At 35.2% G+C, this 18,727-nt stretch carries 18 protein-coding genes and 2 pseudogenes; 5 read left to right on the top strand and 15 right to left on the bottom strand.

Annotation, left to right across the window (positions count from 1 at the left end; genetic code table 11):
• Positions 1-394 precede the first annotated feature (394 nt).
• The gene (locus DSM03_RS17490; RefSeq protein ID WP_128762794.1) at positions 395-1,351 is read left to right on the top strand and encodes a helix-turn-helix transcriptional regulator; all 957 of its coding nucleotides are present in this window, start codon (positions 395-397) and stop codon (positions 1,349-1,351) included.
• Between the two features lie 90 nt (positions 1,352-1,441).
• On the opposite strand, the gene DSM03_RS17485 is transcribed toward DSM03_RS17490, so the two are convergent.
• From DSM03_RS17485 to DSM03_RS17475, 3 genes are all read right to left on the bottom strand, one after another.
• Positions 1,442-1,660, bottom strand: a complete 219-nt coding sequence (locus tag DSM03_RS17485; RefSeq protein ID WP_128762793.1) for a hypothetical protein — start codon at positions 1,658-1,660, stop codon at positions 1,442-1,444.
• A gap of 12 nt (positions 1,661-1,672) precedes the next feature.
• The gene (locus DSM03_RS17480) at positions 1,673-2,167 is read right to left on the bottom strand and encodes a DinB family protein (protein WP_128762792.1); all 495 of its coding nucleotides are present in this window, start codon (positions 2,165-2,167) and stop codon (positions 1,673-1,675) included.
• A 528-nt stretch (positions 2,168-2,695) separates the two neighbouring features.
• Complete coding sequence (locus DSM03_RS17475) at positions 2,696-3,058, bottom strand: winged helix-turn-helix transcriptional regulator (protein WP_128762791.1); 363 nt, start codon at positions 3,056-3,058, stop codon at positions 2,696-2,698.
• Between the two features lie 112 nt (positions 3,059-3,170).
• On the opposite strand from DSM03_RS17475, the gene DSM03_RS17470 reads away from it, so the two are divergent.
• On the top strand, positions 3,171-3,782 hold the full coding sequence (locus DSM03_RS17470) for an FMN-dependent NADH-azoreductase (RefSeq protein ID WP_128762790.1): 612 nt from the start codon (positions 3,171-3,173) through the stop codon (positions 3,780-3,782).
• 88 nt (positions 3,783-3,870) lie between these two features.
• Here the strand turns inward: DSM03_RS17470 and DSM03_RS17465 are convergent, their stop codons facing one another.
• The 7 genes from DSM03_RS17465 to DSM03_RS17430 all read right to left on the bottom strand — a co-directional run bounded on the left by DSM03_RS17465 (position 3,871) and on the right by DSM03_RS17430 (position 12,736).
• Positions 3,871-5,832 carry a six-hairpin glycosidase-like protein gene (locus DSM03_RS17465; protein WP_201740476.1) on the bottom strand — a complete coding sequence of 654 codons (1,962 nt, stop codon included), beginning with the start codon at positions 5,830-5,832 and terminating at the stop codon, positions 3,871-3,873.
• Between the two features lie 334 nt (positions 5,833-6,166).
• Positions 6,167-8,797, bottom strand: coding sequence for an outer membrane beta-barrel family protein (locus DSM03_RS17455; RefSeq protein ID WP_236638943.1), 2,631 nt, complete (start codon positions 8,795-8,797; stop codon positions 6,167-6,169).
• A 1-nt stretch (position 8,798) separates the two neighbouring features.
• Positions 8,799-9,608, bottom strand: coding sequence for a GLPGLI family protein (locus tag DSM03_RS17450; protein ID WP_128762788.1), 810 nt, complete (start codon positions 9,606-9,608; stop codon positions 8,799-8,801).
• Positions 9,609-9,637: 29 nt separating this feature from the next.
• Positions 9,638-10,567 carry a TlpA family protein disulfide reductase gene (locus DSM03_RS17445; protein ID WP_161567112.1) on the bottom strand — a complete coding sequence of 310 codons (930 nt, stop codon included), beginning with the start codon at positions 10,565-10,567 and terminating at the stop codon, positions 9,638-9,640.
• 491 nt (positions 10,568-11,058) lie between these two features.
• Positions 11,059-11,901 carry a GLPGLI family protein gene (locus DSM03_RS17440; RefSeq protein WP_128762786.1) on the bottom strand — a complete coding sequence of 281 codons (843 nt, stop codon included), beginning with the start codon at positions 11,899-11,901 and terminating at the stop codon, positions 11,059-11,061.
• Positions 11,902-12,153 (bottom strand): hypothetical protein, encoded by a 252-nt coding sequence (locus DSM03_RS17435; protein WP_128762785.1) that lies wholly within the window; start codon positions 12,151-12,153, stop codon positions 11,902-11,904.
• Positions 12,107-12,736, bottom strand: a complete 630-nt coding sequence (locus tag DSM03_RS17430; protein WP_128762784.1) for a GLPGLI family protein — start codon at positions 12,734-12,736, stop codon at positions 12,107-12,109. Before DSM03_RS17430 ends, DSM03_RS17435 begins: the two co-directional genes overlap by 47 nt.
• A 651-nt stretch (positions 12,737-13,387) precedes the next feature.
• Here DSM03_RS17430 and DSM03_RS17425 point away from each other — a divergent pair.
• The 3 genes and pseudogenes from DSM03_RS17425 to DSM03_RS17415 form a co-directional block, all read left to right on the top strand.
• Positions 13,388-13,567: pseudogene (locus tag DSM03_RS17425) on the top strand (IS110 family transposase); the annotation flags it as partial.
• Between the two features lie 398 nt (positions 13,568-13,965).
• Positions 13,966-14,301, top strand: a pseudogene (locus tag DSM03_RS17420) (IS110 family transposase); the annotation flags it as partial.
• Positions 14,302-14,784 (top strand): transposase, encoded by a 483-nt coding sequence (locus tag DSM03_RS17415; RefSeq protein ID WP_128762782.1) that lies wholly within the window; start codon positions 14,302-14,304, stop codon positions 14,782-14,784.
• 337 nt (positions 14,785-15,121) lie between these two features.
• Here the strand turns inward: DSM03_RS17415 and DSM03_RS17410 are convergent, their stop codons facing one another.
• The 5 genes from DSM03_RS17410 to DSM03_RS17390 all read right to left on the bottom strand — a co-directional run bounded on the left by DSM03_RS17410 (position 15,122) and on the right by DSM03_RS17390 (position 18,522).
• Positions 15,122-15,565, bottom strand: a complete 444-nt coding sequence (locus tag DSM03_RS17410; protein WP_128762781.1) for a nuclear transport factor 2 family protein — start codon at positions 15,563-15,565, stop codon at positions 15,122-15,124.
• A gap of 15 nt (positions 15,566-15,580) precedes the next feature.
• On the bottom strand, positions 15,581-16,792 hold the full coding sequence (locus DSM03_RS17405; protein ID WP_128762780.1) for a DUF6596 domain-containing protein: 1,212 nt from the start codon (positions 16,790-16,792) through the stop codon (positions 15,581-15,583).
• The gene (locus DSM03_RS17400) at positions 16,782-17,129 is read right to left on the bottom strand and encodes a YciI family protein (RefSeq protein WP_128762779.1); all 348 of its coding nucleotides are present in this window, start codon (positions 17,127-17,129) and stop codon (positions 16,782-16,784) included. The genes DSM03_RS17405 and DSM03_RS17400 overlap by 11 nt, the downstream gene beginning before the upstream one ends.
• 153 nt (positions 17,130-17,282) lie before the next feature.
• Positions 17,283-17,951: an IS3 family transposase gene (locus DSM03_RS17395; RefSeq protein ID WP_128763427.1), complete on the bottom strand. Its 669-nt coding sequence runs from the start codon at positions 17,949-17,951 to the stop codon at positions 17,283-17,285.
• 190 nt (positions 17,952-18,141) lie between these two features.
• Positions 18,142-18,522, bottom strand: a complete 381-nt coding sequence (locus DSM03_RS17390) for a helix-turn-helix domain-containing protein (RefSeq protein ID WP_128763426.1) — start codon at positions 18,520-18,522, stop codon at positions 18,142-18,144.
• Between the last annotated feature and the right edge of the window lie 205 nt (positions 18,523-18,727).

The raw sequence follows: 18,727 nt of genomic DNA, 5'->3' as shown, positions 1-18,727 counted from the left end.
AGAATACAAAACTTTTGGATATGGATTTTATGAGATAACCATATCTTATTTTGATTCTGAACTTGGTGATGTTTAAGCTGACACCTATTTAGTAATGGCTCAAATAAAAACGCCAAAAATAGAAGGGGGCAACTCAGAAGAACTCACTTCATCTACAGATTTATGTATGTTAGAAATTAAATCGAACATAATACCGTTTATTACAAAACACTCTACCCATCAATCAATATTAGAATCTAATCAATTTTATAGCTCCAAAGCTAGAGAAAATAAGATCACTGAACTTTTGAAAAAGAAGCATTGAAATAGGAATAAGTAAAAACTAAGTATAACAAAGAACTGGAAAGGAAAACTTAAGTAATAAACACTATTTTTGAAAAATTTCTAATCCATAATGCGTGTAGAAGCTCCTAAGCGATTTGATAGAATTATAGCTATTCTCATTCAGCTACAGTCTAAACGGATCATTAAAGCCCAAGAATTAGCAGATCGTTTTGATGTAAGTCTTCGTACTATTTATCGTGACATTCGAACACTGGAAGCTTCAGGGGTTCCTATTTCAAGTGAGGCGGGTATAGGTTATTCTATTGTAGAAGGATATCGCTTACCGCCTATTATGTTCACACGGGAAGAAGCCGGGAGTTTTGTCGCTGCTGAAAAACTTATGCAGAAGTTTACAGACAAAGGGCTGGGGTCTTATTTTGAATCAGCGATGTTCAAATTGAAATCTGTAATGAAAGGTGAAGATAAGGACTGGGTAAATGCTATAGAATCTCAAATACTTATAACGCCTCAGGAAGCATTGTTTAACAAAGATGTACCTAATGCTTTAGAAATTCTTTTTGAGAGTATAGCAGAAAAAAAACAAGTGCACTTGGCATATTTAGCTCAGGATACGGAAACGCCTACCCATCGATCTATCGAGCCTGTCGGTTTGTTTCACGAAGCTAATTTTTGGTACATCATGGCTTACTGTCATTTACGAAAGGATTACAGACAATTTCGAACAGACAGGATTAAACACATTCAACGTAGAGAAGTTTTGTTCACCAAAGTACACCAATCATTAAATAGTTATTTAAACAGCACTAATGAAAAGCCTGCAGTTCAGGTTCGCATCTTGGTAGAAAAAAGTATTGTAAAGTATATACAAAGTGGACTAAGGTATTACGGTTTCCTATCAAAAAAAGATAGGGGAGCCCAAACGGAAATGACGTTCATGCCGCGTAATATTGAGGATGGTTTTGCCAGATGGTATATGACATTTGGCGATTATGCAGAGATTATAGAACCTGAGGATTTAAAACATCGAATTAAAGCCTTGTCAAAAAAAATAGCAGATAAGCTTTAAACAATTCCTTTTTTATGGAGTGAAAGAAACTATAAAGGGTGCAATGCACTATATAGAACATTGCACCCTTTATGATTAAGCTTTATGAATTTAGTGTAATTCCTCGCATAAATATCCTAAGAAATGCAGGCTGTCGAGCACTGCGGTGGCTGTCAAATTCTGAGTTTCAATCCTTAAAATATTGTCACAATCTTCCAGGTCAAAATTCCATAGATCTGTAGGAGGTGTCAATGCATTTAAAACAGGACGTAACTTGTTGATATCCATTTCCTCGTTTACAGATGTTTTAAAGACTAGTACGTTTTTCATAATTATAAGCAACTAGCGCTCCCAAAAAAATGGAGGTTCAATTCCGAGGTCTCTTAAATATACATAACCTTGTCCACGATGGTGTATTTCATTATCTATAAAATAAAGTATAGAAGAAATGACCGTCCCTTCATATTGTCCAAAAGTTTTAATAGTGTCTTGAAAGCTGTCCGGAGTGATTTGGTTGAAGTAGGTATCGATTTCCTCTGTAGCTTGATCCCAAAGCTTCAACACTAGATTTTTTTGATCTTTATGATCAATATGCTCGTTTAATGCTTGAGTTTCTTTAGTGACGATTTCTTTCAAACCCGGCCCTGCAATAGCCAAAAGTTCAAGGGTCATCTCAGCAAAAGTTCGCATACCGCCTATGCTATGATTGAAAAATTCCTTTTCTGGAAATGCTTCGATGACCCTACGGGTTAAACTACGGTGACCTTGCCAGTGTTTCAATAACTCTGCTGGTGTAATTACTTCTTGAATAGCTGTTTTAGATTCATTTTTACTCATGATAGATGATTTAAATTGTTGATTATTGGTATTTAAACCAAAAGTAAAATGGAAGGGTGACAACAGTTTGTCAGTAGTAAAATCTATTTAAAATTTTGGTTGAGATTTATAACGGGCATTGTGTTTTCTGTGATGCTATAATAATACCGATTGGGTGAAATTCTTTTCCATAAAGTAAGAAGAGGATACAGGAAAAAGGGATTTGTATGAGAAGCTGAACTTGAGAAACGTGGAAAAAAATGGGTAGAACAATTTAAAATGCTAACTACGGGGTACCGTTGATTAAATGAATTTAAATAGTCACCAAAGACATAAAAAAAATAGAAACCCAATAGCCACGACTTTCGGTTAGGTGGTAGTTAACGGCAAGATGAGAAAAGGTTTAGAAAAATTTCTTAGAGAACTAATGAAGCGTATTATTTTTAATACAAAAGGTTTAAATAGCGTTAGCACCTCAGTCGTCAACAGGTTCATTCAAACAAAACTTGCAAATGAAATTCAGAAGTTTTTAGTGAATTTCTTATCGATTTATTCTTCAATAATTTTCTTCCGATGGCCAGCACCCCAGTCACTCAAAGTTCTTAATACATCTTTTAATGTATCACTGTATGCCGATGCCTCATACATGATGCTTACGGGGGTAGTAGGAAACACATTTCTTACTACCAGTTTGTTTTGTTCTAAATGCTTGAGCTCTTGAGCTAGTATTTTAGGAGAAATACCTTCCAGGTCTCTCATAATCTCATTAAACCGTTTTGGAGAGTTGATTAAACTCAATACGATGGGCAATTTCCATTTTCCATTCAAAACATACAAAGCATCTATTACACTTCTCAAATTGCTTGAGCATTCCTCTTTTGTAATTGGTGCTGTTTCTTTAGTTTTTGCCATGTTACAAAGATACTAACTTACCTAAAGGGAACCGCTTTCCTTTAGGTAACTCCTATCTTTTACATAGTTATTCAGTTTAGTTTTGTGTTTTTAAAGTCTAATAAAATTCAAAATGAACTCAAAGAGAATATTACAAATCAACTCCAGTATTATGGGAGAAAAGTCATACAGCAAAAGATTAGGAAATGCTATAGTTGAAAAAATAAAGGAAAAATATCCTAACAGTATACTTGAACAATTGGATGTAGTGGAACGTAATATCCCACACTTAACACCAGAAACTTTAAATGCAATGTTTACTCCAGAAGAAGAGCATACTGATGAAATTAAGCAAGCTCTTCAATTGTCAGGTAAACTATTGAAACAATTATTTGATTGTGATATACTGGTAATAGGCGCGCCACTTATCAACCGGACCATTCATTCTTCTCTTAAGGCTTGGATAGATCATATAACACGTCGAGGAATTACATTTGGTTATAATTCAGCTGGAATCCCTATTGGTTTCGTATCCGGTAAAAAAGTGTATGTTGCAATGAGTTCAGGAGGTATTTATACAGATGAACAAGGCAAAGAACATGATTTTGTAGCACCTTACCTAAAATCATTCTTAGGATTCTTAGGCATGACAGATTTTACCGTGTTTAGAGCTGAAGGCCTACACGTACCTATTATACAAGATACAGCATTAGAAAAGGGAATCAATAGTATTGTAATTGATTAAAAGACATATTCCTGCAAGCTATCTGTTTAAGCCATGATTATTCATGGCTTTTTTGCTTCTAATAATGTTAATTCCCTATTCCCTGAACTTAGATTTTAAGAGTTACTTCTTCACCGGATTTGACCCGTTTATTAATAAGTTCAACTCCATTTAGATAAATTTTAGTGTCAATTTTATCTTCTATCAACTCCAGGTCAATTGAAATGGCTTTTTCACCGATATATAGATTTTTGAGACTTAATCTGGATAGATCATCGTTTAGTTGAGGTGTAATACTAAAAGAATTGAATTCAGTTTGTTCAAATGACAATATACCTTCAATAATTAATCTGCAATACAAAGCACTCTCTGCGGAAAGGTGTTTCATATTATTCTCAGGAAAAGCTTCTATAGGGTAGGGTACGTGATCTCCTAATAGTCTTTTATTTGAGTAATCAACTAACTTGTGGAGAGACTGGTCAAATAATTCAGCTTTAAAGGTTCCTCTTAAGGCATATAGAGTCCCTCTGTCCCAAAAAACTTCAGGCTTTGTTGAGCTGGGATCTAGTTCCACTAAAACCCCATTTGCTGTCCAAAGTTTTTCTAGAAGTGCATTGGCAGTCTCTTCCGCTCTTTTTTCGATTCCCATAACCAGCGGTAAACAGATCCAATGTCTGAGATGCGTATTTCCTTTAAAATAACGATAGGTATTTAGGCCTTCTATGTTATCACCAAAATACTCTTCAATAGCATGAGCCATTTCAAAACTGCGTTTAGAATACTGAGCAGATAACTCTTGGAAACCAAGTTCTTTAGCAAGGTATGAGGCATTGAGTAGTCCTCCATAATACAACGAATTAGTCGAAAGGTTTGCTTCACCTGTAGATATTCTTCCTTCCATCTCATCTGTTTCTGATAAAACGACTCCTTCTTTATTCCTATTATTATGACAGTAATTTAGACTCCACTCAATTAACGGCCATATTTTCTTTGCAAATTTTTTATCGGCACTTCGCAATAAGAACTGGGAAGCTCCATATGCGATCATAGCGGCATCTCCTCTGTCTTTACCGCAGGAGGGGAGCTCACCATCAATTTCAAATGAGTAACATATAGGAGAAGAATCTTCAGGAATATTTTTTAAGAACATGAGATAGGCATTTTTTGCAGCTTCAATACCCGTTTCATAGCCTAAAAAAGGAAAAAAGGGACCGCTGTATTCTGCCTGATCATTTGCCCAAATACCTATATAATAATTTCCTCCTCCCGGTGAGTGTACCAGTCCCATCTCTGATTCAAAAATACTTTCAGAAGCACGTATTTTTGAAAAATAGAAAAGCTGATCTATTACAGGATTTGACGTTTCTAAAACAAGATTTTCTTCAATTTTTTTGAGAAATTGATTCCGTTCCTTTTCAATTTCTTTGTATTTAAAGCCCTTTATAGGTTCTTGATCAATAGCTGCAGAAAAATAAAGCGTGAAATTATAAGATGAATGGGGGAGGAGGTTAATTGCGCTATCAGCATCATTATAAACATGACTCGTGTAGTTTCCTTTGTATCCTCTCAGTTGATCAAGCGTATCTGTCTTGCCAATTTGTAATTCTTTTGTTGTGTCACTTGTATTTACTAATTCCCAATTTTCCACAAATACTCTTTGATTCATGGATGGAAATAAAGTTCTTTTAAGAATTATCTCCTGTACCGGAGTATGGTAAAAAGTGATTTTACCATTAATTTCTACAGAATCAACTTTTTTGAATACCAAATTAGAACCACCCGCTGTAACTGTTGGTTCACTTTCATCTGCGTAGATTTTCTTATAATACGCCCGGTATTTTCTCCAATCCTCCTCAATAGTTCTTAATTGCGGATATATAATTTCACGCTTTAGACTGAGTTCTTTATCCTCATTAACATCGTAATAAATTATTGCGGAAACCTTTTTTCCAGACATTTCAATATTATCTCCATGTGGATAGGAATCCGTTTTGTTTACATTCCAAACAATGCTTTTTGAAGAAGAAATGTCCCAATAATTGTCATTTTTTTGAGCTTGAGTTTTTAGCAAAAAGAAGTTTAAAAGTAGGATTATTAATAAACTAGTCTTCTTTTTTAGCATTGTTCAATAATATTAGATTTAGAAAATTTTAATTTTTAAAGAGATTTTAGCGGAAGAAAAAACTTCAATTCTTAAAAATAAGCTTTTATAGTGGACACGTTCTTATTTTGAAAGCAAGAATTAAATTTTATACACCCTATGAAAGTAACTTCTCTATTGCCACTTGCCTCATCATATTTGTTATTAGCCAATAATTCTTTACCAATAGCTACAGCTTTTGTTGCTCGCATTCCGATTTATTCTTTTGATTTTCTAAAAAAATAATTTTATAATAGAATCAATATTAAAAACTAAACGAAATACTTGCTAAAACTTGCGAAGGGCGCAAGACATAGCTGTTTTGGGTGATATAATATTCACTGCTGGAAGCGTTGATGAAGTTTTTGGTATTCAAAATATTACTCCAAACAAGCTTTAAGTCGATCTTCTTTTGGGTAAGCGTGTATTGATAGCTCAGGTTTAAAAAGTAATTGCGGTTCGCATCGGTAAGCGAGTTTTTAAAGTATTCGCCACCCAAACTTAGGTATTGATTTTCCCAGGGATACAAAAACACCTCCGCATTGTGCTGTTGCGTGTTGAGTTGCTGCAATGCTGCCGTATTCAGCTTCGAATTGTAAAACCTTAGGCTTCCGGAATACGACAGACTCAACCAGGCACTCAGTTCAGATTCCAGACTTCCATTCAGATTAAAATTGGTATTCTCATTTTTGGCTAAAGCTGCATTGAGCAGTTGCTCCCGCTCTGAAATATTATAGGATGCATTCAGCTTGACCGAAGTATTTAAACGGCTCAAATATTTGCTGGCTTCAAGATTAAACCGGTGGCTGTTGACATAATTGTCGCGCACCACCGCTTCGAGAATGCTAGTACCGTTGGGGTCTATCTGACTCCCAAAGAGCAAATTACTTTTGGTCCTTCCATAGCTGTAGGAAGCATTGACAAAAAGCCTTTTGATCGGATTTCGATAATTTAAAGAGGCCGAATAGTTCTGCGCCATTTGTTCCAAAATGGGTGCATTATACCGCTGGAGGTTTCGGTAATTGGTCAATATAAATCCCGGATACAAGCGCTCGAGTCTGCCAAAGTTATAATCGAGGTTTCCCGAGACCGAAAGCTCCCATTTGGCCGACACTTTATGCTGAATATAAGCTGAAGGTTCAAACACGAAAGCATCCAGATTTTGGCTGTTGTTACCTTCTAAATCAAAGGCTTTAAACGCGATAGGCACACCCAGTCTGATGTTCCAAGTTTCTGAAGTATTCTTAAAGCGCCAACTTTGTTGGAGATAAACTTCTGAAGTATGAAATTGGGTGTCATTCTGAAAAGCATGGCCCAGTGGTGTATCAGATTCCTCCAAGACCAAAGCACTCTTTAGCGACTCTTTTTGTTGCGCAAACCCCAGTTTTAAGGTGGTGGTAAATTTGCCCAGCATTTTGGTCATTCCCGCCGAATTGTCGGTGTATAATTTTGAGGATTCGATATTTTGCAGACTTTCTGCATACGGGTTCCCGGCGTTTAAAACGTCTTCAAACTGCCCCGGGCGCACCTTTAAAAATTGATCAGATTCTGAAAATCCGGTATTTGAACTGAAGCGCACCAATTGCTTACCGAAGGTTTTATAGAGATCCAAGTTATTTTTAAACCCGTAAAAAGGAGTGCTTAAATGTTGTGCGATCTCCGCATCTGTGCGTTGCACCATGCCCCGCTGGGTATTGCGATAGGTATTAAACTCCAATTGGTTTTTTAGGTAGTTCTTTTTAGTGTTTTGTTCTAAGGTAGCCTTCCCTTGAAAATTCTTTATAAAAAGGCGATTATCAATTGCTTCTGCAATCGAAACCGTATCCTGCGGTGTGTAGATGGTAGTCTGTGTGCTCCCCTGCTGTTGCTGGTAATCGTTGAGATACGAGAGATTCACTTTGAGGTCCAGATCACTTTTCAACCGCTGAATTCCGTTAGCCGAAGCTAAATGCACATTATTGTCGAGCCAGCGGTCTTGAGAAAAAGGCGGCGTTGCAGGATTGAGCAAGGAAACCCAATCTGTTTTGGCAATATTATAGGTAGTACCTTCTGGATTGAAGCTGAAATCCCGTACCTGATTGGCAACATTTTTCCCGGTGTTGTTGCTTTGATAACTCGCAATAAACTGGCGCTTTTTATTAAAAAGCATCGGGGTTACATTGGCTTCCCACAATAGCGGAGTTGCGCCCAAACCAAGCTTTGCGGTTCCGCTTAGGGTGACGTCGTTTTTTAATTTGATGTTGAGCGAGGCGCGCTCAGAAAATTCCAGACTGTCTAAAACCCGTATTGGCTGGTGGTTTTCGAGGATTTCAACTTTTGAAACTGCATCTGCAGCAAGGTTTTCATTGGCCAGACTGTAGCGCCCTTCAAGCAAATCAAGCCCTTCTATATAATACTTTTGAATGGGTTTGCCCTGATAGTGAATTTGCCCGCCGGGTTTGATTTCAATACCCGGCATTTTACGTAAGACATCGGCAATGACGCGATCGTTTTTGTCTTTAAAAGCTTCTACTGAAAAACTAAGCGTATCGCCACGCCGCTGAATGATTTCTGATTTGACTACTACTTCTTTTAATGCTTCTGAAGATGGACGCAGTTGGATCTCCAGTTCTTGAGATTTGCGCTCAAGCGTTTTTTTGAAGGTGGTAAGCCCTATATACGAAGCTTTGATAAAGAGTTTTTCCGGAGCATTATCGATACGTATTTTAAAGCTTCCATCGCTTTTAGAGATCGCATAGGCGAGAATCGAGGAAACCGAATCTTTACTGATGGTAAGTATCGCCCCGCTTAGGTTTTTATTGGCCTCCTCTTTAACGGTGCCCGTAAGGATCACTTGCGCATTAAGGACCGAAACCCAACACCAAATAAGCACTATCAATCCATATCTATGCTTCAACCTATTTTAGTTCTAAAGGATTATTTTCTTTACTTAACATCTCGGCAAACGCGTCTCGATAAAATTGATCTACTTCAGGAGTTCCAACAACATTAGGATTATTAGCATAGCCCATAGGATCGCTTCGGTAGCGATGCCAAAGCTTTTCAAGCGAAGGCCTGGTGGTTTTCTCATATTGTTTGAGGTTGAGTCGGTAGGCAATCTTAGGCGTAAGTTTTTCCAGCCCTACAAACTTAAAATCCCAATAGCCTTGCGTATCGGTGATCTCAAGAATCAAACCCGGTAAACCATTAAACTTATACGGCCCATCTGAGATGGGGATTTCTGTAGTAAACCAAGCGGTATACTCCCGACCGGCAAAAGTGGTTGTTGCCTTTTGTGCAGTGAAGCCTTCAATAGTCTTGGTTTCTTGCGCTATTTGCCAATCAAATTGCTGCTTAGATTCTGCATAGACAAAGCGATCTTCCATTTTAGGGATTTTGAGCAGATACAATAAGCTATCTTTTTCTCGTTCTTTTATGATCTCATAATGAAAATGGGTCAAGGCATTGCGCGAGGTATGCGCAGAATTCCCTTGTACCACGATGGGGTTGGCGATGGTTTTTGCACGGCTTAAATACTTGGAAAAGTCTTCACCTAAGTAAAGAATCATCAATTCAGACTTTCGCGAATCTGCATCAGTAGAATCGAGCTGAAAGCTCAATTTATAAGTTACTTTATATTCTAGTTTTCCTTTGAGTTTGTTTTGGCTGAAACCCAATGATGAAATTAGAAAAGTGATAAGGAAAAAGGAATAAGTATAGAGACGCATATTAGACCGTTTTTTAATAATAAATTGAATTAAGGATTACTGTTTAGATATTCACTTACAAAATCTTTTAAATTAGTTCCTGTTTTATCCAAAGCAATAATTTTACCTTCAGCATTTACCAAAATATTTCTAGGTAATTGTTGGATTTGAAAATCATTCATGATATAAGATTTTACTCCTTTTAGATCAGAAATGTTTTTCCACGTTATGTTGTCTATTTTTGAAGCTTTTTCCCACTTATTTTGGTTTGTATCTAACGAGAAGCTTATAATTTGAAATTCGCTTTTAGAGTAATTTTTGTTTAAAACGCTTAGTGCTGTATTTTCTTTTCTACAGGGACCACACCAACTTGCCCAAAAATCAATAAGAGTGAGTTTTGAATTTAAATTTGCTGATGAATATTCTTGGTAATTTCCTGAAAGTGTATTGCCTTTCAATACTGCAAATCGAGAACCTAAAATGGTTGATGAATTTGCAGTGTTATTTGATAAATTGGTTTTTGAGTCTTCTAAACGAGACTTAAGCGTTCTACCCCAATAACTAGTTCTTACATTTTGTGAAAGTGCTTTAAAATAGGGAAAATAGTGCTTGCCAAAATCAGGTGCTCCCGTAATAATATATGGCGTAGCATAGTTGTCAGGATGCTCTGTAGCTAATTTTTTAAAAGCTTGGGTGATATTAAATTCTATTGCATCTATTTGCCGGTCAAGTTCTTTCTTAGATATTTCACCTACCTCAAAGAGACTAAGTGTGTTTCTCTTTTTTAAATACAGTTCATTTTGTTCATCGTAAAAGTTTCTCCAGACTTGATAGTAGGAAGATTTAGTTTCAATTTTAAACCATTTATCATCAAAATATTTTTGCTCATCTTCTAGCACCAAATCCACATTGTATGAACTATTTCTATCAACCAGAATTTTGACAGATTTAGACTTTCCAGCATTTTGAATTTGCAGCATGCTATTTATGGGTTCGTCAATTGTATATTCTAGAAAGAAAGAAGCATCATTAATTTTAACAGGAATCGTTTTTTCTATTTCACTCCTGATGCTTAAGTTAATCTCTAAATTCTCTTTATTTTCAGGGTCTATTATTTTGCCTTGTATTTTAAACTGACTGAAGCTTATAATGGGTATTAAAATTATAAAGAGGAGGTAAGAGGTTTTCATTTTATATATATATTAGAATCCATTATAGCATTATTTTAAAGTAGTTTTTTTAGAGTTGTTTCTACAAGCATTACTTTTCCGTTTCTATTTATCTAATACTTGAGTGTATCTATTTCTTATATAGTTATTTATCGAAAATCACTTTTAGAAAAAAGTTTTAAATACAGCATTGATTTTTAGAGTTATATCACTTTTTTTAATATTCATATGAAGCTTTTAGAATGAATAAAACTGAAACTTCTTTTGAAATAAAAACTAAATCCATAGTTAAAACTAACGAATTAGTTTGTAATGAGCTCAATTGGATTGTTCTTTTTAGATTTTGAGTTGGAAAGATCGCGTTTTGCTTGAGTCTTACTTAATGAAGAATTTGCAAAGTCAAGCTTTACACCGGCCGCTTCCAAAGCAGAAATAGGATCCTCATCAAAGTTTTCTTTTATCTGAAGCAAGTCTGATTTTGCGATGGTTTTGTAGGTATTTAAATTAAGAAAAGGAGCAACCGGCTTACTGAATTTCTGAAAGCCACTTAGTGTAAAATGATAGTGATCTTGATCATCATAGATCTCCAAAATAAGACCAGGTAATCCTGTAAATTTATAAGGCCCGTCACTAAAAGGAATTTCAGCAGTAAACCAGGCAGTATAGTTTCTTCCAGCAAATTCAATTTCTGCTTTTTGAGCTGTGTAGCTTAAAATTTCTTTAGTCTCTGCTTTAATTTGCCAGTCTCGCATTTCTAGATCTTCCATGTATTTGAATTTATCTTTAAAAATCTTTTCGGCGTAGACCAGTTTGTTTTCAGGTTTTGATTTAAAGATTACATAATTGAATTCTGTTTTGGGAATCATCGATCGCACGCGACTAAATTCTGCCATACTTCGGTTTTTTCGATCTAACGTGGAAAACAGAGAATCTTTCAACTGTTGGCTAAGGCTCAAATAGCGAGATTGATTGGTGCTGAGGTATAGCAGTACCGGTTCTGATTTTATAGACTCAGAATCTGTAGAGTCTATTTTAAATTGAAGTTCGTAGGTAGCTTTATAGGTATATGCGACTTGTTGAAGGTCCTGAGCATAAATGGATGACCAAGCTATCAGTAGTAATATTGTAAAGAAAAAATGTTTCATCTAATCCAGCTCTAAAAAATTATTCAGTGATGGCATACCACTCTTGCCATATTTTGCATAATGATCGCGTTTGGCTTTTCCTTGCAGTCCTATATGCACAGTTCTGCCACCTTTACCTACCCAATTATTAATAAAGCCTATAGGGTCGTTATAATATTCTTTTTGTAGTTCTAGAAGTTCTTTTTTAGGACTTTGCTGAAAGGATTTAGGTGGTATTTGTGAAACAGGAAAGAAAGAACGATGTTTTTTCAAGCCCAACAATTGAGAACTTATAATCCTTGTCTGTGCTCGATATTTCGAGAATGAGCCCTGGTAAGCCTGAAAATTTATAAGGGCCTTCTGGTATTGCAATTTTAGTTGAAAACCAGGCTTCGTAATACCTACCGGCAAAATGTGTTGTAGCTTTTTGAGCAGAATAACCTAAGATGGTTTTGGTCTCCTGATTTATTTGCCAATCAAAACTAGAAATTTCAGAATAATAGTAATTATCAGTCGCTATTTTCAAGCAATGAAAAACTTCAGATTCTAGCGGCCTTTTATAAAGTCTGTAACTGAAATCTGTTTTAGCAGCAGCTGAAGCTTTTTTGTAGGCTGTACTTCCTATGTCGCCTATTCCAAACTTACCGCGCATAGAATCTTTTAAAATCCTCCCATAGCTCAGAAACAGGGAACTCTTGCTGTTAGTATAGAGCAACATACGCTCTTTTTTGATTTGATTTAAATCGGTTGTATCTGGTTTATAAGTGAGTTCGTAGGTGATTTTGTAATTGTTCGCATTTTGACCATATATGGGTAGAATTAGAATTATAAAGCTGAAATACAGTATGACTTTCATAAAACAATAATTGATAAACGTTCAATATATGAAATAATAAACTGCAAATTTAGTTTTAAAACTGTTTTTATAGTTTTCTAACACTAAGTTGGGTAATAGCTATCCGATTTATACCATATTCCAATTAATAAATTTATTAGTTAAGTTATTAGTGTTTGGTAGTCAATTTTTGGTAGGTATTTTACTTTTAGGGGTAACAACCTGTTTTAATGCAATTTTTAAGACTTAAAATGTAACTTTAGCAAAAGGCATAAGCAGCATATAAGCACGTACTATATTTTTTAGTTGCATTTTGGAAAAAAAAGTGTTTATCTTTTAGGAGTATTAGATTCCAACAGATATAAAAGAATAAAGCCCCGTAAACAGTACGTTTACGGGGCTTTTCAGCGGAGAAAGAGGAACTATCCAAAATTGAAATTTTACTGCTTTTACTGGGCTCGAAAAGACATTGAGATTTTACCTCCACCGAATTCGCCCCTTTTTAACAAACTTGAAGGATTTTTAATGTTTTTTACTTGTTTCCTGTAATGTTATGTGATGGTCTTCAGCCAACTTTTATCTATTACTTTCTTTTCGTCAAATTCATTATGTTTTTAGTAGCTGGAACTTTGATTTAAATTTTAAATGTTCGAATTAATGGGAGGAGGTCAAAATGCTTTTAAGTACAACAAAGGCTGCAGGGATACTTGTGAACGGATTGTAGCTAAGGGCAAGAGTAAAAAATTATCGTTGATAGCAGTAGCTAATAAGCTATTAGAACAAGCCTTTGCTGTTGCTAAATTTGGATTATCCTACGATGAGAATTACGTATCTGTTCTAGCTAAAGAATAGGTCGAAAAAGGAATAAATGAAACAGTTAAGATCTGTAGTGACAGATTTTAGCAAAGGATAAATATGTCTCAAATTTAAACTAGGAAAGAGTTGTTTTTTACCTCAGCATCTATGTAAAAGTAGCGAGTCCAGTATCTTTAATAGGCACTAATACAATAAGATATGGAAACAAAGCAAATCACTATTCAAAGCTATATATTGACATTGATATTCACAAGTGTAGCTGGAAAGTACATTGTGCTACCGATATTTCTTCTGGTAAGACATTTTCAATGAATCCAGATCCAGTTAAGCTCAGGTTTTATGTGGATCGTCATTATAGCGGATATGATGTCTATACAGCTTATGAAGCCGGAAGCTGTGGTTATTAGGCTCATAGGTCTTTTGAAGAATATGGCTGGCACTCATTGGTTGTAAACCCTGCGGATATCCATAGAAAGGGGAAAGAAAAATTTACTAAGACTAATCGTATTAATGCGCAACTCATTGCAAGAGAACTCAAGGATAGCCGTCTGCAAGGTATTCATGTACCTAATCAAGAGCGAGAGCAATTACGATCTCTATTTCGGCGTCGAAATGATTTGGTCAAGAATTTTAGAAGAATAAAAAGCCTTATAAAGGGTTTGCTTTTAAACCAAGGTATTCCTATTCCTGTTGAATTTGATAATTCTCATTGGAGCCATTCTTTTCGTGATTGGTTAGACAATGTTGATTTTGCCTATTCCGCAGATTGAATGGCGTTGGATAGTCATATTCCCTATTTTAGATTTGTAGATAAAGATCTGCGTGATGTCTCCTCCCAGCTTCGCCGCTACTGTAAAGTTCACTTTAAGAAAGACTACATACTCCTAAGGAGTATTCCAGGAATAGGCGGGATAGTGGCCTGTGGTATTATTAGCGAATTAGGGGATTTAAGAGGTTTTAATAACTTAAAACAACTAGCGGGTTACGTAGGACTCGCCCCAGGTATTTATCAAAGTGGAAATAATATAAGAAACACTGGTATTACAAGATGTGCTCATAGATTGATGCGGAGTTATTTTATAGGAGCTGCTTGGCAAGCCATACGGACAGATCCTGTTGTGCAAGACTATTATCGCAAGCATTTAGGTAAAAACGTAAAGACAATAATTGTGAAAATAGCCAGAAAATTACTTAGCAGGACATTGGCAGTAATAAAGACAGAGATTCCCTATGTGATAGGGGTTATCTCATAAAAAGAGAATATACCTAACTAATAACAAAGCTCAATCAAAATTTAAAAAGCTCGTATCACAAAACAAAGAAGGTGACCTTATAACACTATCACATACCTCAGCTAGTGGCCGGGTTTATTATAACTATAATCAAACAGATGCTGGTGACAATCTATAAAGAGTATTGATCACACATAGGAGTAGGAGCAAGTTATATGGTATTGAATGATTGATAATCCTATCGGAATTATCAACTATTCAACACCCCAAAATCATCATTATGAATTAATTAAAATAAATATTAAATTTAAAAACTGAACTAATTCTTTTCATAGGAGTTCTTTGTTGTGCGCTGGCTTTATTCCTCGAAGTTGTCAAAATACGAAAAATCCTTAATTATTTTTCCGTTTTCGATTGTAAATATTGTGCAAATAGGCAATTCAAATTTCGAGTTATCTGGTGCAGTCCCTCTTGACACAAATTCCACTATTATATTTTTCTCGCCAGATGCATAAGTTTGTATTACGTTATCTTGTATGTCACTAAATATCCCATTCAGTTCCGAATACTTTGCAACTATTTCTGCTGTTGTCATCTTTACAATTCCCTCGCCAAGCGATGGGTCTTTAAATTCCGCTGTTTCAAGGTACATTTCTGCCATTTTTTGCCAATTGTGATTGTTGAAATATTCAAAATACTGTTCAACTATTTTTTGGTTTTGGTCTTGTTGTTTTGAAAAATTGTTCCTTTCCGTACAAGATGTGGTAAATGCTAATATTAGGATTATAAATAGTGTTCGCATAATTTAATGTTTTGTTCAGAAGTCAGCTGACATATTTTCCAATATATATTCCCGTCTGATATTTTGGTTTATATTTTTTAATACTCGGTCAATGATTTTTTCGGATTCCAAGGTTTGTTTGCTTACGAAAATGTTAGCCTTTACCAAAGAAAGATAGATGTGTTCGTTCGGTAATTCGTTTTCGACAATTTCCAATAATTCTTTTGCCTCCTCGATTCTCTGTGCTTTACTTAAACAATAACAAAGGTTCAATTTCGTAATTGGCGAATTTGAAACCGAAATTAATAATTGGTATAGTTCTATTATTCCGTTCCAATGTTCAATGTCGTTCTTCGTGGCTGTCATATGCTTGCTTGCAATCAAAGCCTCTATATAATATTTATTGAGCTTTTCAGGTTTTTCCAAATAATGGAAACCTAATTTGATAAAGTCTTGGTTCCAATTGGTTTTGTCCTGTTCAAAGAATGAAATGATTTTGTCATTTTTAACCTTTGACGGAATTCTGGCAAGATGAAAACAAAATAATGCAAGAAGATTTTTTGTTGTTACCTGCTGAAATTTGTCGGACAAAATTTTTGAAAGTGATAAAGCCTCTAAACATAAATCTTCATTGATAATTGAATTGGTTTTTTCGTTGAAAGAGTCAAAACCAATATTGAAAACTGCATATAGAATTTCTTCCACAATTTCAATTTCTTTATCAGCTATTTGCTCAAAAGTCAAATCGAAATTTGCATCTTTTGTAGATTGTCGAAAGTCTTTTTTAGCCCTGTTTATACTTTTGTAAATAGCATCTTGAGATAGTAAAGTGCATTCGCTAATTTCTTTGATATGCAGTCCAAAGATATTTTTTAGAACAAAAATCACTTTTACTTTTGACGATACCTTTTTGGACTTAGATAAGAATAAAATAGTTTTTAGCCTTAAATCTTCTTTTAGATTTTCTGTTTCTACGTTTGTTATAAAATCAGATTGTGATTGCAGTCGGCTATCTTTTTTTATTTGGTTAATTATATCATTTCGGGCAACAATAAAAAGCCAATTTTCTTTGTTATCGGGAACTTGGTTTGGTTTCCAACTTTTTAAAGATTTGTAAAATGAATTTTGAATTGCATCTTCGATTTCACTTATATAATTAGCACCGAATTGACTAAAAAGAGCTGAAAATAATTTTCCGTAAAATGTTCTGTAACTCGATTCGACAAGCGAAGATATATTATTCTTCATATTCCATTATCGGTCTGATTTCGGTAGTTCCGCCCCATAAGTGGCAAGGACAACCTTTTGCCAATTCTATAACCGTTTTTAAATCTTTGGCTTGTAGTAAATAGTAGCCACCAATCATTTCTTTTGATTCCAAGAATGTTCCATCTTTCACGATACTGTCCTTTCCAGAAATCTGTACGCTATTTTCTTCAAGTCCCTCGCCAGAAATCAGATGTCCAGATTCGCCTAATTTTTCTGCCCAAGCCATATGGGAATTCGTCAATTTCTCCATTTCTTTCGGTGAAAGATTTTGCATTTTTTCGATGTCTTCGTGAAGAAGTAATAAATATTTTTTCATTGTAAAATGTTTTAGTTCACTCTAAAGACATTTGGCGAATTCATTTTTGGACATTTTTTTGCAAAAACTTTAAAATTAGTTCAAATGCTGAATTTAAGCACGATTGTCTTATACTGAAATAGGTTGACCATTTTTTGGTTTACTATTTTGTTTTTATAGGGTTACTAATATCGGTATTTTTCTGTACTGTCTGTAATTGTGATTTTGATTACTGTGAGCAAAGTCTGGTGTTTTAAATTTCAGGCTGTAGTGTATTCGTTTTGAATTGTAGATTTTGACTGCTTTTTTAACCATTTTCTGAGCCAATTTCAGACTTAAAATTATTTTACCCAATCCAAATTCCTGTTTCAATATTCCGTTTATTCTTTCGGCTACAGCGTTCTCATAGGGATCGTATTGTTGTGTCATACTGATGTTGATTCCGTTATTCTCAGCAAAGTTAGTATAGGTAGGATTACAGTATTGCAGACCTCTGTCTGGTTGATGAATGAGCTTTTGGTTGGGGTACTGTCTTTGTTTTAAAGCTATTTTCAGCGCATCTATGCAGAGGCTCGTTTTCATATGATCATCAATTTTGTAACCCATTATTTTTTTGGAGTACGCGTCTGTTACCAGTGCCAAATATGCATTACCACCATCTGTTTTGATGTAGGTAATGTCACTTACCCATAGCTGCTCTGCAGCTTTAGGGATGAAGTTTTTAATTAGGTTGGGATATTTATAAAAGTGATGCTTAGAGTTTGTTGTAATGTGTGCTCTTTTAGTTCTTGGTATGAGGAGTCGATGTTTTCTAAGAAGTAGATAGAAGCGATCTCTGCCCATTTTGATGTTCTTTTCAAAAGTGCCGGCTTGATTGATTTATACAGCTTTAAACTGCCTGTTTTTGGCATTTCTTTTCTGACTTGTTCAACAAGGTTAAGTATGACTTGTTCTTGTTGGTTTGACTTTTGATGTGTTGCCAGACGCTTGTAAAAAGCTTGTTTAGATATCCCGAAGCATTGGTAGACCCATTTCATTTTAAAAGGTCTCTTTTGCGTTTTTCTATTTCCTTGGCCAATGCTTCGGGCAAATGCTTTTTTGCCAGATCGAGTCCTGATAGGTTCTCCAGGTTAGCAATGTAATCCCTTTGAAACTCTTTAATAAACTCGAGTTCTTCGATCTTATCTTTTAGCTTTTTGATCTCATCTTGTTTGCTCATACCTCGTTTCTTTTGTTCTAAGGTACTGTATTTTTTTAGCCAATAGTCAATAGAAGATCTTGAAACGTTATAGGATTTAGCAGCATAATTAATAGAGATCTGACCATTTTGAATTTGGTCAATGATCATTAGCTTGAGTTCAAAACTTACTTTTTGATACTCTTTTTTTGGGCAGGGAGGTTTGTTGTCTTTCATCTTGATCCTGAATTAAATGATTGATTTTTGGTCAACCTATTTCAGGAAATGACGTCGTGGTAAATGTTTGCTAACGTTTAGTATATGAAGCGTAGCATCCCGAAGGGTGCTATGATTTCATATACAGTGTGTGTGCCCAGTATGGGCATCTTTTGTTTTACCGAAAGGTAAAATATTAATCTAGAGGGTGCAAGTCCCTTATGGG

The sequence above is a fragment of the Leeuwenhoekiella aestuarii genome (assembly GCF_004104055.1).
GTDB classification, from domain to species: domain Bacteria; phylum Bacteroidota; class Bacteroidia; order Flavobacteriales; family Flavobacteriaceae; genus Leeuwenhoekiella; species Leeuwenhoekiella aestuarii.
This window is presented reverse-complemented; position numbering and strand designations above follow the sequence as displayed.

Coding starts and splice junctions, on each gene's coding strand:
- DSM03_RS17490 (WP_128762794.1), top strand. CDS start 395: ATGCGTGTAGAAGCTCCTAAGCGATTTGATAGAATTATAGCTATTCTC.
- DSM03_RS17485 (WP_128762793.1), bottom strand. CDS start 1,660: ATGAAAAACGTACTAGTCTTTAAAACATCTGTAAACGAGGAAATGGAT.
- DSM03_RS17480 (WP_128762792.1), bottom strand. CDS start 2,167: ATGAGTAAAAATGAATCTAAAACAGCTATTCAAGAAGTAATTACACCA.
- DSM03_RS17475 (WP_128762791.1), bottom strand. CDS start 3,058: ATGGCAAAAACTAAAGAAACAGCACCAATTACAAAAGAGGAATGCTCA.
- DSM03_RS17470 (WP_128762790.1), top strand. CDS start 3,171: ATGAACTCAAAGAGAATATTACAAATCAACTCCAGTATTATGGGAGAA.
- DSM03_RS17450 (WP_128762788.1), bottom strand. CDS start 9,608: ATGCGTCTCTATACTTATTCCTTTTTCCTTATCACTTTTCTAATTTCA.
- DSM03_RS17445 (WP_161567112.1), bottom strand. CDS start 10,567: ATGCTGCAAATTCAAAATGCTGGAAAGTCTAAATCTGTCAAAATTCTG.
- DSM03_RS17440 (WP_128762786.1), bottom strand. CDS start 11,901: ATGAAACATTTTTTCTTTACAATATTACTACTGATAGCTTGGTCATCC.
- DSM03_RS17430 (WP_128762784.1), bottom strand. CDS start 12,736: ATGAAAGTCATACTGTATTTCAGCTTTATAATTCTAATTCTACCCATA.
- DSM03_RS17415 (WP_128762782.1), top strand. CDS start 14,302: ATGGCGTTGGATAGTCATATTCCCTATTTTAGATTTGTAGATAAAGAT.
- DSM03_RS17410 (WP_128762781.1), bottom strand. CDS start 15,565: ATGCGAACACTATTTATAATCCTAATATTAGCATTTACCACATCTTGT.
- DSM03_RS17405 (WP_128762780.1), bottom strand. CDS start 16,792: ATGAAGAATAATATATCTTCGCTTGTCGAATCGAGTTACAGAACATTT.
- DSM03_RS17400 (WP_128762779.1), bottom strand. CDS start 17,129: ATGAAAAAATATTTATTACTTCTTCACGAAGACATCGAAAAAATGCAA.
- DSM03_RS17395 (WP_128763427.1), bottom strand. CDS start 17,951: ATGGGCAGAGATCGCTTCTATCTACTTCTTAGAAAACATCGACTCCTC.
- DSM03_RS17390 (WP_128763426.1), bottom strand. CDS start 18,522: ATGAAAGACAACAAACCTCCCTGCCCAAAAAAAGAGTATCAAAAAGTA.